Genomic DNA, 16020 nt, shown 5'->3' on the forward strand with positions numbered 1-16020 from the left:
GTTTTGAGAGGCCTAACACAGAGCCATGCCGAGACGGATCCATCCGCTGAAGACGGCCGGCTGCGCGGGCGTACCTATGCGATCCCGTTCGATGCCGTGTGGTCTGCAGCCTTGGCGATCGCCGAAGGCGGAATGCGTGGCTGGACCGTGACCGCATCGAACGATGAGGCCGGGACCATAGACATCGAGGCGCAGACGATGGTACTGAAGGTCATCGACGACATTACCGTCGTAGTGGGCTTGGACGAAAACGCTCAGACGCGAGTCGACATCCGCGCGCAGGCTCGGAACGCAAAGCCTGACCTGGGACGGAATCCGCGCAAGATCGGGGCCTTCATGAAGAGGTTGGATCGAGCACTCGATCCGGCGCCAGGACTGATCCTAGATCCCACCACGCCCCCGGAATGGTCGGACACCGAATGATGGATCTTCAGAATTGAGGAGGCCACTCAGATCCGCCGCCTTGTCGGCGGGGCTCCTGGCACTGGTGGGCTGTGGACAGCCCGACGCGGAGTTCGAAACGACCCCGCAAGGCTCCCCCGCCGCGACCTCACCCGGAAACTTACCGGGCAAATCCTACGAACGGAACTTTGTGTTCACGACCCTCCTCGGTGACAGCACCTTCGTGGTCCCCTGGTTATTAGAGACCTCGACGCGTCCCGGCACGGTAGTGAGGGAGGCGCGCGGGTTGCTGAACCGCAATGGGATGTGGGAGGCGTTCTTCGCCGAGGAGTGGGAGACACCACCAACACGTGTACCCGCTCGCGTCCTACCATACGGAAATCTCAGACTGGTCGTTCGAGAGGGAGACGCTTTGGAGGGCATCGTTTTCGAGGAAGGGTCAAGAAATTTGGAGGTCGCGCTGGGCACGGTGCTGACCGAATGGGTGGGCCCGCGCGGAGAAGTTTTTCAGCTTCTCGAGGGATCCCTGTATCTGTCGGATCAACGCGTATCGGGGATGGTCCTCGACATGGCCCGTGGCTCCTCCGCGGAATCGCCTCGGGGCGGTGATTGGGCTTTTCTGACCTCAGGAGACTCTCTCCAACTAGTCATTGAAGGCACTGCGGAGCACGACTCGGAACAGTCGCCGGGGTATCTGGGATGGGCTCGTTTGGACTTCCGGGACCTCCAGTGGCACGACCTCACAGTAGAGTGGACCGAAACGAGCGCGTTCCAGCCTGCACGCCGCGATGTCCCGACCTCATGGACGATCTCCAGCACAGACGGCAACGTTCAGGGCACTCTGGAGGTGACATCGGCCAACGTCACTCCGGGCACCGGCGACGGCCCAATCCTTCCCGTGCGGGCATTATTCGAGGTTTCGGGTACGTTTCTCATCGAGGAGCGCACGTTTCCCGTACGAGGCCTCTTCACCCACGAAAGGCGCTGACCCCGTGAGTCCAGAGGTCACCGAAGTATTGCTCAAGATCGGGTTCGGAGCCCTGGCGGGGGGTCTAACCAACACCATCGCCATCTGGATGCTCTTCCATCCGTATGAGGCACCCACACTCTTCAAGCGGTGGAAGATCAAGTTCTTCCAGGGCGCGATCCCGAAGAACCAGCCGCGTCTCGCGGCCGCCATCGGGCGTACGGTGGGAGACCGGCTGCTCACTCCCGAAGACCTCACCGAGACGTTCACGGATGAGACGTTCCGCTCGGCCTTCGACGAGCGACTCAGCGGCTTCCTTCAGGGCGTGCTGCACACAGAACGAGGTTCGCTACGAGAGCTGATCCCACAGCAGGTCATGGGCAACCTCGAAGAGCTGATCGACGACGCAATCGACAAGGGGCTTCTCAACCTCGACGAGTATCTTGAGTCTGAGCGTTTTGAAGAGTCGATGGGACGGCGGGCGACCGACCTCGTCGAGGCGATTCGGGACGAACCCATCGGTGGGATTCTCACGCCTGCTCGAGGGGAGGCGGTCGAGGCGGCAGTTGAAGAGTGGTTGCTCAATGCTGTAGAGAGCGAGGACTTCACCGCCGCTGTGGCCGACTACCTGGACCGAGCATCAAAGCGCCTGCTCGAGCCCGGGCGGACCTTCGAGCAGATTCTTCCTCTCGGCCTCATCGGGTCCGTAGAAAAGGCGATCGCTGGATACCTCCCTTTGGCCGCCCAACGACTCGGTCGGCTGCTCGAGGACGAGACGGCCCGCGCGCGCTTCGAGGCCACACTCCACGATCTCCTTCACCGCTTCCTGAGCGACCTCAAGTTCCATCAGAGGGTGGTGGCACGCCTGGTGATGACCGAGGACACGGTCGAGAAAGTGCTCGACACCATTGAAGCAGAGGGATCTGAGCGTCTGTCAGAAATCCTTCGGGATCAGGTGGTCCAGGAGGCTATGGCCCGAGGAGTGAACGAGGCCATCGTCGACTTTCTCCGCCGCCCCGTGGCAGAGGTCCTTGGGAATTCTGAGGACCAAAGTGTCATCGAGACCAAAAACACGCTCTCCGGATGGGTGGTTGGGATGGCTAGAGATCCCGGCACGCGTGACTTCCTGGTCGAGAAGCTCCACTCAGGCCTGGAAAAAGCTGGAGCTCGCACATGGGGCGACATACTGGACCGAGTGCCGGAAGAGCGGATCTCCGAAATGATGGTCGCCGCCGCCCGCACGGATACCGCTCGTGATGCCGCCCGTGAAGGTGTCAGGAAGATGGTTCGAGGCCTGCTTGAAAAGCCGATCGGCACACCCTCCCGCTGGCTTCCCGACAATGGTCCTCAGCGTATCGAAGAAGCCGTCGGTGACCCGGTGTGGGAGTGGCTGGAAACGCAGGTTCCCGCCGTGGTCGCACAAATCGACGTATCGAAGCGTGTGGAGGAGAAGGTTCTCCACTTCCCGATGCCGCGGCTCGAAGAGATCGTGCGCAAAGTGACCGACCGAGAATTGGTCTTAATCGTGCGCCTCGGCTACCTACTGGGGGCCATTATCGGAGCCATGCTCGTCGTTATCGACAGGGTGATGAGCTAACCCCGACCCGGCTCAGGAGTGGTCGTCGGGCGCCTTGATCCCGAAGCCACGCTCCCGGCGGATGGACCGATGGGTGACCTGGCGATGAAGCCAGGCGATGGCCATGAACCGCTTCTTCACCTTCCGCCGCCTTCCTGGGCCCGCGGCCATTTTTTCTTCGAAATCCTCCGCCGTCTGCGGACGGCCCGGCCTGCCGAACCAAAGCCCGAGGAGCAACGCGGCGACTCCGCCGAGTATCTTGAGAGAGAGGATCATTCAGGACCTCTGAAAAAATAAAGGCACCCCTGAGAAGGGACGCCCACGCTACACCTCGAACAACGATAAGGTCAGCTCTTCGTGACACTCTCGAAAGCAAGCAGGCCAAGACCGATCGAAAGAATGATGGCGACGGCATTCGTGCCGACGGCGACCATCCCGATGACAGTCCAGAACACCAAGTGGGTGAAGATGTATCCGCCGGGGACCAAGTCGCGCATGGTTCAGTCATTCCTGAGGTGAAGGTGGTTCAGAGAATATGCCCGAGACGAGGAGGGATGTCACCCCTCTTCAGTCAGCCTCGGTCATCATGCCATGGCCATCATTCTCGGCTCGCTTCCGAGCCTCCGCGAGGTATCCGGGCTCCAGTCGGAGCAGGTTGCAGATCTTCCGCATGAGATAGTCTTCTTTATCGGCGAGATCACCGTCCGAGTACACCAATCCCCACATGATCTCAGCAAGCACCATCTTCTGACCGAGCGAATAGTTATCTGCGATCAGGTTGGTGAATTGCCAGAGATCGACCGCTTCTTCCCGAGCCTCCTGAGCGAGCGAGATCAGCTTGTCGGCTTCGGACGCATCGAGACCGTACTGGCGCCGGATCGCCGACTCTATGTGCTGGCGCTCACCGTCGGTGAACTCGTCATCCGCCTGAGCCAACTCGAGCATGAGGGCACACGCCGCGAGACGGATGTCCTTCCGACTGGCCGAGGTATCGGCCTGAGGTGAAGGGGACATCGACGACGTGAAAAAGTTCTTTATGGCCTGCAGCATCAGGATCTCCCGGTCCGTTATGCGACGCCGAATGTCGCCCGCCCAACCCGAAGGGAAAGGGTGTGCACAGGCGCCTCAGAGCACTCTAGAAGTCGATCGACCTTACTCGTTTCACACCAGCATTGAGGGGCACGAACACAGCCAGTCCCGTCAACAATGCGGCCCCACTGACCCCCAGGATGAGTGGAGTCATACTCACCTGAGCCTCTCCACCCTGCATTCGCGACTGCAGGAAGAGGTAGACAGGCCAAGCCTCCAGCACCACAACACCCGCGAGATACGTCACTGCGGACATCATGAAGAGCAGCCCCCCGAAAGACGTCGGAATCTCGGCGACGTTTTCGGTATCGTAATTGGGGTACAGGGCACCCAAGCCCAACGCCAAAGCAGTGAGAGCGAAGGTGATCCCGATCATGGTCACCGTGGTCAGCACCAAAATGAACATCGACGCTTCCAACACGATGTTCGTCACAACGATCAGGGGCAGCGCGACGACGAGCAGGGGCACCGTCCCGACCCAGTACTTCGACCAGAAGAGCTGACGCACATCGAGGGGCGAAGACCTCAAGAGCCACATCATCCGGCCCTCGATGGACATGGCGGGGAAGACGAAGCGGGCAGCGATTGCGGCGACGACGAATCCCGCCAATCCCAGGTTCAGGAACGACACGACGTTGATGAGGAGGAATGACACCTCTTCACCGGTATAGAGTGGCAGCACCGTGATGTTGTACACATAAACCGCAACCAACACTCCCAGAAGAATCAGCTGCGACCACTGGGTGGTGTCGCGGAAGAAGATCCGAATCTCCTTGGAGACCAACCCGCGTGTGCTTGGTGTAGCGTTCTTCAGAAGGCGATCGAGAACAGCGGAGCGCTCGCGCCCTTCCTGGACCTCCGCACCCTCTTGGGCGCGAGAGAAGCCGGCCTGATAGAACCTGCGGTGCATCCACGCGCCGAACACGAAGAAGGCCGCTGCGGTGCTCCACAGAAACAGGAACGGGAACCAATCGAAGAACCCGCCCAGGTAGGACATCAGCGCGTCGGCGGCCCACTCGTTGGGGAGCCACACGGACGTGGGGGTCCGCAACACGGCGACGAAATCAACGAGGTCCCGGAATTCCTCCGGCCGCATCAGGCGCTCCGGTCTCAAGAACCGGAACATCGCAACGACACCTGCCGCCGCAAAAAGTCCGATCAGTGCGAGCAGGTCACGTGTTCTGCGAGCCGGGAAGACGTTCACCAGCAGGAGTGTAATTCCGCTCCCGATCACCGCTGGAATGATCAGGAAGGGGATTACGGTCGCAATCGCGAGGATGTAGTACTTCCAGTCCGTGGCATATACCGCCCCGTACGCCGTGAGCAGCGGCACAGCCATTAACCCGACCATCCACGACGAGTCGATAACGGTCTCAATGAGACGAGCTGCGTAGACCTTTTCTGCCTGAACGGGTGCGGCCACAACGAGCTCCAGGTCCTCCGACAGGAAGAACGTCGAGAGCGCCGTAATGATGTTCGAGAGAATCAGGATCATCAGAAACGTGATGAACGCTATCCCCAAGAGTTTGCTCGAGAGCAGGTCCCCGATGCCCTGAGTGCCACGGAAGTAGAGCAGCATCCGGAAGATCACGGCGAAGATCAACGACCAGAAAAAGAGCCCTACAAAGCCAAGGAGGAGGCCCTTGAAGAGCTTTCCCTCCGAGGTGCGAGCCCGGGTGATCTTCGTCCGAATCTTCGGACGAAGTAGCCAAAGCATCCCCGCTGAACGGGGGAGCGGACTTCCACTCACCGGGCGATGGCCTCCTTGAGACCCTGGATGACATCGACCATCGCTTCACCCCCCGTGAGCTTGAGGAAGATCTCCTCGAGATGGGCCCCACCGGTCTCGGACTGCGACTGCAGTTCGTCCATGGTACCCAGTGCGATGATCTCGCCCTGATTGATAATCGCGATCCGATCACAGAGCGCCTCGGCGACCTCCAGCGTATGTGTCGACAGGAACACCGTGCCTCCGTTGTCGACGAACGTGCGCATTAGATCCTTGAGCAAACGGGCTGATCTCGGGTCCAGTCCGACCATCGGCTCGTCGACGACGATCAACTCGGGTTGATGAATGAGGGCAGAGCTGATGAGAATCTTCTGGCGCATGCCGTGCGAATAACTCTCGATGAGCTCGTTCTTCCAAGGCGTGAGCTGAAAGAGCTCCAAGAGGCGATCCGCACGTGCCTCGACCTCGTCGCCTTCCCTGCCCCACAGTCCCGCCACGAACCGCAGGAATTCACCCCCGGAGAGCTTCTCGTACAGGAACGGCCTATCGGGGATGTATCCCACGCGGGACTTCGCGGTCTCGGGGTCCTCATCCAGGTCAGCTCCACCCACGAGGATCTGGCCACCGGAAGGCCGGAGAACACCGGCAACCATACGAATCGTTGTCGTCTTCCCGGCTCCGTTGGGGCCGAGGAAGCCAAAGATCTCACCACGCGGCACGGCCAAGTCCAATGACTTCACTGCAGTGAAACCACCGTACCGCTTCTGGACCGCTTTCAGTTCGAGCATGAGACCCCTGGATTCACGCGCTTCATCGCGCGGCGCGATCACGTCGGCCTCTTCTGCTTCGCTACCCTGCTCTTCGCTCACTGAGTCTCTTTATGCGAGGGGAGAATCGATGGCTGCGCTACGGCACCTGAGCCGCGGCGGTGTTAATGACTTCGATATCGAGATTGCCGATTAGGCGCACGATTTCAACTTGCTGGGCCAGCCCGCCAATAACGAACCGGATGTGCGATGCGTCCGCGGGGAATTGGCCGAACGTCGGGTCGACCGCCACCCATTCGTCCAGCCACACCTCGGGCCACGCGTGATAGAAGAAGGCGCCGTTCACGTAGACCAGCCCGATAGCAGTTCGCGCAGGCAATCCGAGAGCACGTGCCAGCGCAACGTAGAGCACCGTGTGCTCATTGCAGTCACCTTGCAGGGTCTCGAGAACCTGCACGGCATTGGGCACCGAGAACGTGATTCGCTTTTCGAGCATCCCGTATACCGATCGGGTCAACTCTTGGGCGACCCGAGACGGGTCCTGGGACCAGCTGCTGCGGGCCGCCGTAATCTCTCTCGCACGGCGTATAATGCGTTCGTCATCGCTCTGGATGAGCGGCTCAGGTTCGAGAGACTCACGTAGATCCATAAAGGCGTAGGGCAGCCGGTAGTCGGTGCGCAACTGATCGCCCGCCTCACGGCGAATGATCAGCGTGTCACCTCTTAGCTCCTGGCGACCTCCATCCAATTGGAAGCCGGTGAGATCAACTCCGGTCAAGCGGAATCGCAACTCGCCAAACTGTTCGGCATTGGACAGGTCAATATTGCTCTGAACCGCGGTGGAAAAGATGATGTCGTCATCGATGGGGTCCGCGTCCACGAGGCGAGCATCCTCCTGGGACTGGCGCGCCAACTCGTACTCGGTCTTCCGCATTGAGAATCCGAGCGGGCTCGAAGCCTCTAGGATGCGACCGTCCTCATCCACCCAGCTCTCGACCTGAATTCCGCCGAAGATCTCCGCGATCTTCCACGCTGGAATCGAGTCGATGTGGGCGGAGGACCACCTACCTGTCTCCGCGTCCATGGAGGCACTGTCCGTTACGAACAGTGTGTCGTGCTCAAGGACGCGGACCTCGACGGTCCGGGTGCTCAGGCTGGTCGGGTCGAACACCGGGAGACGATGACGCGCGCCGACTTCCCAACCTTCACCCATCGCGATGCGTATCGGAACCACGTTCGAAATCACAGGAGGCTGAGGCAGCTTGAAGCTCAAGTTCTGCTCGCTTCCCGCAGACATGATCGTGACAGCCAGGGTCGTGTCCGGTCCGAGCACACCCGTCGCTCGAAAGCGCCCCACTTCGCTGTCCAACGAAAAGTCGAAGCTCTGCACGGTGAGGGAGGGACCGAGCTTGACTCGAGTACGGGCGACTGCGGTTCCCGTCTGGCCGAGGGCCGGCAACTCGAGGCTCATCACATCCTCAAGTTCGAAACCGTCAGGGACGGTATCCAACCGAGACGTCGCCTGCCCGACTGTCCGGCTCCCCATCGTAAGCGAGTAGAAGTTGATCCCTGGGGCGAGCGATAGCGCAGCCTCAGCTAGGCGCACCAACTCCGGCTGGAAGTATTCCCGGCGCACCTGCAGCCCCACCATGCCAAACCACACGAGCACAACGCCAACGCCAACGACTTGCTTCCTCATCCGACTCCTCCAGTCACGCAACCCACCCGTCGCTGCGGCCTAGCGTACTCGAACAGTACATCGAACATTTCTGCTTCGATCCCGCGTACGCATCCGTCAGCCGTCCGCCTCGGTACGATGTCCAGCCAACTCCCTGACGATCTGCCCGAAAATATCCGCTTCGTACTGATGGCCGACCGCGACCCGTAGGTCCAACGGTGGCACCCTTTCATCCAGGTGATTGAAGAGAATCTCCAACATGGCGCGAGCCGAATCTTCGGCCTCGAGCGCGCCGATCCCCATTCCGAGGGGCGGCATAGTCATCGATTCGATGCCCAGGTCCGCGGCCCGTCGGAGTCCGTTCCCGAGTGCCTTCTGAACGGAGGCCGTATTCTCCGGTTCGTCAGGAGCCGACACGACGATATGGACTACGAAGTCGGCGCCCAGGTCCCCTGCGGGGGTCATGACGGCCCCCCCGACCGGGATCATGCCCATCTGCTCGAGCCGCTCCTGCATCGGCTCGCCAGCAGCAACCATGAGGTCCCGGCTCGCGGCTGTGATAGGAGCGAGGTCCGAGCGGATCGGTCGAAGTACACTCTCGACATCACTCTCATGCAGCGCCCCGATCTCGACCCTGATCATCCGGATTGGTACTCTCTTGCCTTCTTATACATGAGCGCCGCTTCCTCATCCATGTGCTTTCGGTCGTAGAGGTGCCCCAGCGTGTAGTATGCCTTTGCGTTGGTTGGCTGACACTCGATCGCCTGCTCCAAGACCGACATAGCCTCGTCGTATCGATTCAGGCGATTGAGCGCTTCTCCTCGGTAGTAGAACGCCGGCCCGTACTCCGCGTCCTGGTCGCACACCCATCGCAACTCGATTTCCGCCTGAGCATATATGCCGCGACGGAAGTGCAGAATGCCGAGCGCTGCCCTGACCCCAATGCTCTCGGGACTCAGCCGGGTCGCACGCCGAAGCATCTCTTCTGCCAAGTCGTACCGAGCCGCGGCACCGAGTGTCGACCCATAGTTGGTCAGCACCTCGACGTTCTGTGGCTCGAGTTCCAGCGCCGCCTCAAACTGCTCTAGCGCGAGGGCAGCCTTGCCCATTTCGTCGTATAGGACGCCAAGGTTATTCCGGGCCTTCAGGTTCGCCGGATTCTTCGTCAGAATCTCGTGGTACAGGTCTACAGCCTCTTCGATTCGGCCGCTCTGCACGAGTTCCTTCGCCCGGGCGAGTTTTTCTCCTGCCGGAGGCGCGGGGACTTGTGCGCCCTCCTCGGCGACCAGCTCGAAACGCACAACGCTCGGCTCTGGTTCCGGTTCAGGCTCCGGTTCAGGTTCCGGCTCGGGCTCCGGCTCCGGCTCCGGTTCCGGCTCGGGCTCGGGCTCCGGTTCAGGCTCGGGCTCGGGCTCCGGTTCAGGTTCAGGCTCCGGCTCAGCCTCCGGTTCGGGCTCGGGCACCTTCTTCTTGGCAGCCTTCTTTCGGGGACGCTTCTTCTTCGGGGCCTTCTTTTCCGCTGGGATACCCACTCCTCCCGCATCCTTGCTTTCGCCGACTTCGTCCCGGACAGATTCAGGTTCCGGGGTCACCTCAGAGGCCTGGATCACAGCCGCTTCTGCCGTTGCCACTTCGGACAGAAGCTCTGTCTGGCTCTCGTCAGAGGCCTCCTCCTGCAGCTTCTTCTTTCGCTTCTGCGGCATAACTAGCCCCCCACCTCGGTGCCCACCCATGTCAGGCAGGGATCGATTCCAGTGTCCGGCATAACCATGAGGACGGTGACGACGCTGGGGGTCTCAACTGCATTCACCAATCAGCTAACCCCATCTACCGCTTCTTCAGTGTAAAGCTGGTTGATGACCTCCCCGAGCTGCTCGTAGACCACACTACGCTTCACCTTGAGGGTCGGGGTCAGGAATCCGTTTTCGATCGTCAGTTCCTCACTAAGGAGCGCGATCTTCTTGGGTGTTTGGAAGGAAGCCAAATCCCTCAGCATCGCCTTCATTTCCGTCAGCATGTGCTTCACGACAGTCGGGTCGGCGACGAGCGCGTCACGATCTACGAACGAGATATCGTTCTCGGTGGCCCACTCTTCGAGGGCACTGAAGGCCGGAACGATGAGCATGGCACAGTAGTGTCGTTTGTCCCCCACCATCACCGCCTGTTCGAAGAATCGATTCGTCTTAAGGCGGTTCTCGATGGGCTGCGGGGCGACGTTTTTTCCGCCGGCCGTGACGATGATGTCCTTTTTACGATCCGTGATCTTCAGGTACCCATCGGCATCAATCTCGCCGATGTCCCCGGTCGAAAACCATCCATCTGCATCAATGCAAGCCGCGGTCGCTTCAGGTTTGTTGTAATACCCTTTCATAACCTGTGGCCCACGTACCAGGATCTCTCCGTCCTGGGCGATCTTTACCTCCGTGCTCGGAACGGCCAACCCCACTGCTCCAATCCGGAAGTCTTTGAGCGTATTCACGTTCGTAACCGGGCTGGTCTCCGTGAGGCCGTACCCCTCCAGGATCAACATCCCGATCGAATAGAAAAAACGGTTCAGAGTTGGCGCTAGGGGACCACCGCCGCTCACGAAGAAACGGAGTCGACCACCGACAGCCATCTTCACCTTCGAGAAGACAAGCTTGTCCGCTAGCCCGTACTGAAGCGCTAGTATGCTTCCGGGCTTCCTTCCCGCTAGACGTTCGTCGGCGACACGATCGGCCACACCGACCGCCCACCCTATGAGCTTCACCTTGAAGCCCGAAGCGTCCATGACCCCGTTGTAGATCTTCTCGTAGATCCGGGGCACGGACACGACGACCGTCGGCCGGATCACCTTCATGTCCCCAAGAAGGGTCTCGATCGACTGGGGGTATGCGAGCCGACACCCTGTCCAGAAAAAGAGGTAGTCGACCATTCGCTGAAGGATGTGGCACAGCGGGAGAAAAGAAACCGTGTTGTCATCCTCCCCGATCGAAAGGACCATGCAGGAAGCACGCACGTTGGATGACACGTTGTTGTGCGTCAGCATCACGCCCTTCGGGTCTCCAGTCGTACCTGACGTATAGAGGATTGTCGCCAAATCGTGCGGTTCGGCCTGCCGAGCTCGTGCTTCGAATTGCTGGGCCGACCATGATGCTGCGAGTTCCGCACCGTCTGCCAAGAAGTCCGCCCACGTCGAGACCCCTTCAGGTACTTCTCCCTTCGGCTCGAAGACCACTACCTGTACGGCATGCGCACACTCAGCCGCGGCATCGAGCGCTTTGTTCATCTGCTCCGTCGTGGACACGAAGACGAGCTTTGCCCCCGAATCCTTCAGGAGGTACGCGACCTGGGGTACTGTCAGCGTGGCGTACACCGGGACGTCGATGACTCCAGCACACAGGCAGCCATAGTCGGATATCGCCCACTCGGGTCGGTTCTCTGCCAGGATCGCCGCGCGGTCGCCGCGCGTAACCCCGTGGACCTCGAGGGAAGCGGCCACGTTCTTCGCCTTCGCGAGCACCTCTTGGTACGAATGGCCCTCAAGCTCACCGGGGCGCCTCACATACTCGAGCGCAGTCCGCTCGCCGTGACGCTTCACGCCCTCAAATAACAGATCGACCAGTGTCCCCTCAGGAACTGGAATTTCGTTCGCGGTGTGTGTCAGCGTCGTCGACATGGCCTCAGCTTCGCTCGATGCTGATGTCGAAGTCGATGCCCGGATCGAGCGTGTGGAGCACGCTGCAGTACTTGTCACGCGACAGGTCGATAGCTCGCTGCAGCTTCGCCTCGTGTTCTTCCAAGGGCCCGCTCAATCGATAGATGAGCTGAATCGCAAAGAAACGCTGGGGCTCAGTCTCCGTCCGCTCACCGACCACTTCAACCTCCATCGAGTCGAGCGGCACACGGGATTTGTCGAGGATCACCCTCACGTCGATCGCCATACAGCCTGCGACAGACAGAAGAAGAAGTTGCATGGGCGACGCGCCCGCCTTGGAGCCACCGTCGACCACAACCTCGGGTCCACCGTCGGCACCTCCGCGGAAGACGAGGTCTTGGCCCGTCCACCGTAGGCGGACGCTCCGGACGTTAGAGGTTTGCATAGGCCCAGCCGCTAGGGAAGTGTCTAGAGAAATTCATCAGGATGCTGCGGCTCCGAGGGAGCGTCATGTGCTTCGCCACGCATCTGAGCAAGCTTCGCCCGCGCGTGATCGATGTGCTCCTGAGCCTCGGGATCCTCGGGCGCATGCGCGAGGAATGCCTCGAGGTGCGGGATCGCTTCAGGAGGGTGCTCCCCCCCGATGAGAATGAACGCGAGGCCGTAGTGCGCCCCGCTCGCGCTGGAATCCTTCTGCAGCACATGCCGATACGTCTTGGCCGCTTCTTCGGTCATCCCAATGCGGGTATAGCAGATCGCGATTTGTTGTAAAACGATCGCGTCACCCGGCGCCTCTTTCAGTGCGAGGCGGAATGAGGTCAGAGCCTCATGGAACTTGCCGTCTGTGAGGAGCTCGACGCCCTCTCGGTAGTAGTCGACGCGACGCGTGTCGTCGTCACCGAAAAACTTGTTCCAGAACGCCATACGATGGCCAAAAAAAAGGGGCTAGAGGGTCTCTTTTAGACCGTCAGAACTTAGGATCGGCCCGTGCGCCGGCGCAACGGCCTTTTGCGGCTCAATGGCGCGCAGCAACAACGATTCCGGCTTCGGCGACCATCAAGTCGAGGCCTGCCTTCCCGAGCCACCCGGCCGCCTGGTCGGGCGCCTGGGTTACGACGACTCGACTCAGCGGAGCGCACACGCGTGCGGCCTCGAGGACCATTGCTTGGCCCATTCGGCCATCAACAGCCACGCCGCGCATCACCCGAGAGAAGAAAGGGAGGTTCGGGGCCGAGACGATCCGGCTCCAACGCGCATCGTCATCCCATAGGCGCAAGTCTGCGTCGACCCCCACTACGTCGACACCATCGAGCATCGAAGCAATGGATGGGCCGAGCCCGGCCGGTTCACCCGCCAAGACGATCGTCCCCGGTCCCTGCGCGACCCCAATCAGCGCGGCCAGTCGTTGGACTTCTTCGGGCTCTGGCGCGCGAGAAGGGCCAGCCAACCCCGACAGCATCACCCGTCGCGGCGGCGCCCGAAGATCTCCGAAGCCGTCCTCGACCAAGAAAGCGTCCCGGCAATTCGGACACCCCAGCGTGCCATCTTGTACCCGGCGATTCGCCATGATGTTGGCAAGCAAGATCAGGCCGAACTCGGGCCCACACCTGGGGCAACTCAGGCGATCGGTTAAGAGAATGTGCATGCGTGCTTGGGATCAGCCGGTCGGCGCCTGCGGTGCCAGAAGCGGCGCGTCGGCCGGACCGTACTGGGCCCATTGGGTGGGCGACTCCCACACGCGTGCGTACAGCAGACCCTCTGCGATATCAGCAGGAAGCCGTCGGCCCAGTTCCTCAAAGAAGTACTTGGCCTGGTTCTCCGCACTCGTCTCTACTTCTTGGAACTGCGGCAAGTCATTGAGGTTTGTGTGGTCTAACTCGTCCGCGACGCCTCGCAGCGCGCCCTTCAGATCCACGAAGTCGAACGCGATGCCGGAATCGTCCAACTCCGTGGACTGGACAGCTGCCTCGACGACGTATCGATGGCCGTGCAGCTGCCGGCACTTTCCGTCGTAGTTCTTGAGAAAATGTGCCGCGTCGTAATGCGCCTGAGCGCTCACGGTAAACGCGAATCGAGTCATGAGCGCTCGATCTGAAGAAGTGGAATCCGGATGGACTCAGGGCGGGTCGCAACAAAAAGAACCGCAGCAGCAACGTCGTCCGGTTGCATCATGTCTGCTCGGACTGGCAGGCCGGGGTCGTTGTCCGGATCGAGCGAATCCCAAATCGACGTATCCGTCGCAGCGGGTTCGAGAAGCGTCGCCCGCACCCCTGTGCCCCGAACTTCCTCGAGAAGCACTTCGTGGAAGCCTCGGAGTCCAAACTTGGACGCAGAGTACGCGGCATTCCCGGGAAAGGCCTTTCGACCGGCGGTCGAGCCGATGTGCACAATCAGTCCTTCGCCTCGCTCCAGCATCGAAGGGAGAAGTGATCGAGTGACCAAGAATGAACCCCGAAGGTTCACCGCGACCTGCTCGTCGAAGCCGTTCACGGTCTCAGAGACGCATGGCTCGACATCGAACATGCCAGCAGCGTGGACCACGATGTTCGGCGCGCCTCCAATGGTCTCCTGCATGTAGTCGAGTGCATCCCAGACTGAAACGTCGTCCGTGATGTCCGCGACGATGGCGACTCCGCCAATCTTCTTCGCGACAGCGGTCACGTCTTGTTCGGATCTCGCGAGGCACCATACGCGTGCTCCGGTCTCTGCCAGCGCCTCGGCTATGCTCCTGCCGATTCCGCGAGTCGCACCTGTGACCAGCGCGGTTCGGCCCTGGAGATTCACGGTCATGACATCGGTTGGTGGACGTTCGTGGTCAGGCGAAGAAACTCATCCCGAGTCCGATGGTCCTCAAGGAAGGACCCGCGCATTGCGGATGTGATCGTCTTCGAGTTCTGCTTCTGCACTCCGCGCATCATCATGCACAGGTGATACGCCTCGATCACGACACCGACACCCTGTGGACTTGTCGTCTCCCACAGAGCCTGTGCCACCTGTTCGGTGAGGCGCTCCTGAACCTGGAGCCGGCGGGCGTAGACTTCCACGATTCGTGCCAGTTTCGAGAGTCCGAGAATCTTGCCGTCCGGGATATAGGCTACGTGAGCCTTGCCGAAGAACGGCAACATATGGTGCTCGCAGAGCGAGTAGATCTCGATGTCCTTCACGACCACCATGTTCCGGTGGTGTTCCTCGAAGAGCGCGTCACCAACCGCACCCTCAGCTGTCTCGTGATACCCCTTGGTCAGAAACGAAAGTGATTTCACCACCCGTTCAGGGGTCTTCTTTAGCCCCTCGCGGTCAGGGTCCTCACCAAGCCTGAGAATCATCTCAGCGACGAGATCTTCGAACGACGCCCCGGACAGCTCTGACATGTCTATTGCTCCTCAGTTCCTGTGTATTCCACAGAGTTCCGTGCGGTTTCGTGCAAGACGAGTTTGGCGAGCCGAATCCCGTCCGGGAGCGACTGTGCGAGCCGATCCCAAATCGCGACCACAAGGTTCTCTGTAGTCGGGATCACACCCGACAACCACTCTACTTCTGTATTCAAGTTTCGATGGTCCACGTCGACCAACACTCTGGATCCGACAAGGTCCTTGAGCTGCTTGAGGTCCATCACGAAGCCGGTCTCCGGATCCACGGGCCCTGCAACGGAGACGTCGAGGTCGTAATTGTGCCCGTGCCAATTCGGGTTTGAGCAGTCACCGAACACTTCGATATTTCGTTCGTCGGACCAGTCCGACCGGTACAACCGATGCGCGGCGCTGAAATGGACGCTGCGAGTGGCAAGAACTACGGGCATTTACGGGTCTCCCTGATCCGACGCGGACACACGGCTACCCTACGGTAGCCCCCTGGGTCCGCACCAGGGTGGATGGACAAGAAGGCCGAGAACAGGCACGGCAGAGGGATTCTAAGGGGCCCCAAAAGCCGAGAGGGCCGACACCCAACCCCGTAAGCGGGGAGGCATCGGCCCACTCGTAGCGCAACGGGAGGGGTGGATTGAAGCCCGGGATAATACTTAAGGTGACCTCCCCGATTCTTTCGCTTTCCCCTCCTCCGGGGCATAGCGGCCGACTCGAGAGTCAGTCCCGGCTTCGGTGCATTGGCTCAATACGTGTCCCCCCGATGCGATGCCCGAATATGGCCAACGGGGTCAAGACCTACAAGCGTCCTTC

The 16020-nt window shown here is 60.5% G+C and carries 19 protein-coding genes; 3 read left to right on the top strand and 16 right to left on the bottom strand.

The genetic code is table 11. The features are described from left to right. Positions 1-3: 3 nt before the first annotated feature. The 3 genes from P8L30_04060 (at position 4) to P8L30_04070 (ending at position 2966) form a co-directional block, all read left to right on the top strand. Positions 4-423: a DUF1499 domain-containing protein gene (locus P8L30_04060; protein MDG2239350.1), complete on the top strand. Its 420-nt coding sequence runs from the start codon at positions 4-6 to the stop codon at positions 421-423. Between the two features lie 265 nt (positions 424-688). Further along, a complete protein-coding gene (locus P8L30_04065; protein ID MDG2239351.1) occupies positions 689-1390 on the top strand; it encodes a hypothetical protein in 702 nt (233 codons plus the stop codon). Positions 1391-1394: 4 nt separating this feature from the next. Beyond that, complete coding sequence (locus P8L30_04070; protein ID MDG2239352.1) at positions 1395-2966, top strand: DUF445 family protein; 1572 nt, start codon at positions 1395-1397, stop codon at positions 2964-2966. 12 nt (positions 2967-2978) lie between these two features. Here the strand turns inward: P8L30_04070 and P8L30_04075 are convergent, their stop codons facing one another. The 16 genes from P8L30_04075 to P8L30_04150 form a co-directional block, all read right to left on the bottom strand. Then, entirely contained in the window at positions 2979-3221 is a 243-nt protein-coding gene (locus P8L30_04075; GenBank protein MDG2239353.1) for a hypothetical protein, read from the bottom strand. Between the two features lie 71 nt (positions 3222-3292). Further along, positions 3293-3442, bottom strand: coding sequence for a hypothetical protein (locus tag P8L30_04080; GenBank protein ID MDG2239354.1), 150 nt, complete (start codon positions 3440-3442; stop codon positions 3293-3295). A 70-nt stretch (positions 3443-3512) separates the two neighbouring features. After that, on the bottom strand, positions 3513-3995 hold the full coding sequence (locus P8L30_04085; GenBank protein MDG2239355.1) for a TerB family tellurite resistance protein: 483 nt from the start codon (positions 3993-3995) through the stop codon (positions 3513-3515). Positions 3996-4080: 85 nt separating this feature from the next. Beyond that, on the bottom strand, positions 4081-5784 hold the full coding sequence (locus tag P8L30_04090; GenBank protein ID MDG2239356.1) for a hypothetical protein: 1704 nt from the start codon (positions 5782-5784) through the stop codon (positions 4081-4083). Then, on the bottom strand, positions 5781-6632 hold the full coding sequence (locus P8L30_04095) for an ABC transporter ATP-binding protein (GenBank protein MDG2239357.1): 852 nt from the start codon (positions 6630-6632) through the stop codon (positions 5781-5783). The genes P8L30_04090 and P8L30_04095 overlap by 4 nt, the downstream gene beginning before the upstream one ends. A gap of 37 nt (positions 6633-6669) precedes the next feature. Next, positions 6670-8229, bottom strand: a complete 1560-nt coding sequence (locus P8L30_04100) for a transglutaminase-like domain-containing protein (GenBank protein ID MDG2239358.1) — start codon at positions 8227-8229, stop codon at positions 6670-6672. Positions 8230-8325: 96 nt separating this feature from the next. Continuing rightward, positions 8326-8850 carry a macro domain-containing protein gene (locus P8L30_04105; protein ID MDG2239359.1) on the bottom strand — a complete coding sequence of 175 codons (525 nt, stop codon included), beginning with the start codon at positions 8848-8850 and terminating at the stop codon, positions 8326-8328. Next, entirely contained in the window at positions 8847-9911 is a 1065-nt protein-coding gene (locus P8L30_04110; protein ID MDG2239360.1) for a tetratricopeptide repeat protein, read from the bottom strand. Before P8L30_04110 ends, P8L30_04105 begins: the two co-directional genes overlap by 4 nt. A gap of 110 nt (positions 9912-10021) precedes the next feature. Next, positions 10022-11866, bottom strand: a complete 1845-nt coding sequence (locus P8L30_04115; protein MDG2239361.1) for a long-chain fatty acid--CoA ligase — start codon at positions 11864-11866, stop codon at positions 10022-10024. Positions 11867-11870: 4 nt separating this feature from the next. Continuing rightward, complete coding sequence (locus P8L30_04120; GenBank protein ID MDG2239362.1) at positions 11871-12290, bottom strand: OsmC family protein; 420 nt, start codon at positions 12288-12290, stop codon at positions 11871-11873. Between the two features lie 23 nt (positions 12291-12313). Then, a complete protein-coding gene (locus P8L30_04125) occupies positions 12314-12769 on the bottom strand; it encodes a hypothetical protein (protein ID MDG2239363.1) in 456 nt (151 codons plus the stop codon). A 91-nt stretch (positions 12770-12860) separates the two neighbouring features. Beyond that, complete coding sequence (locus P8L30_04130; protein MDG2239364.1) at positions 12861-13490, bottom strand: hypothetical protein; 630 nt, start codon at positions 13488-13490, stop codon at positions 12861-12863. A 12-nt stretch (positions 13491-13502) separates the two neighbouring features. After that, positions 13503-13925, bottom strand: a complete 423-nt coding sequence (gene queD / locus P8L30_04135) for a 6-carboxytetrahydropterin synthase QueD (GenBank protein ID MDG2239365.1) — start codon at positions 13923-13925, stop codon at positions 13503-13505. Continuing rightward, positions 13922-14635: an SDR family NAD(P)-dependent oxidoreductase gene (locus P8L30_04140; GenBank protein ID MDG2239366.1), complete on the bottom strand. Its 714-nt coding sequence runs from the start codon at positions 14633-14635 to the stop codon at positions 13922-13924. Before P8L30_04140 ends, queD begins: the two co-directional genes overlap by 4 nt. After that, positions 14632-15216, bottom strand: coding sequence for a GTP cyclohydrolase I FolE (gene folE / locus P8L30_04145; GenBank protein MDG2239367.1), 585 nt, complete (start codon positions 15214-15216; stop codon positions 14632-14634). The genes P8L30_04140 and folE overlap by 4 nt, the downstream gene beginning before the upstream one ends. A gap of 2 nt (positions 15217-15218) precedes the next feature. After that, positions 15219-15644: a 6-carboxytetrahydropterin synthase gene (locus P8L30_04150; GenBank protein ID MDG2239368.1), complete on the bottom strand. Its 426-nt coding sequence runs from the start codon at positions 15642-15644 to the stop codon at positions 15219-15221. Positions 15645-16020: the final 376 nt, after the last annotated feature.

Source organism: Longimicrobiales bacterium (assembly GCA_029245345.1).
In the GTDB taxonomy this organism is placed as follows: Bacteria; Gemmatimonadota; Gemmatimonadetes; order Longimicrobiales; family Gaopeijiaceae; genus CALFPJ01.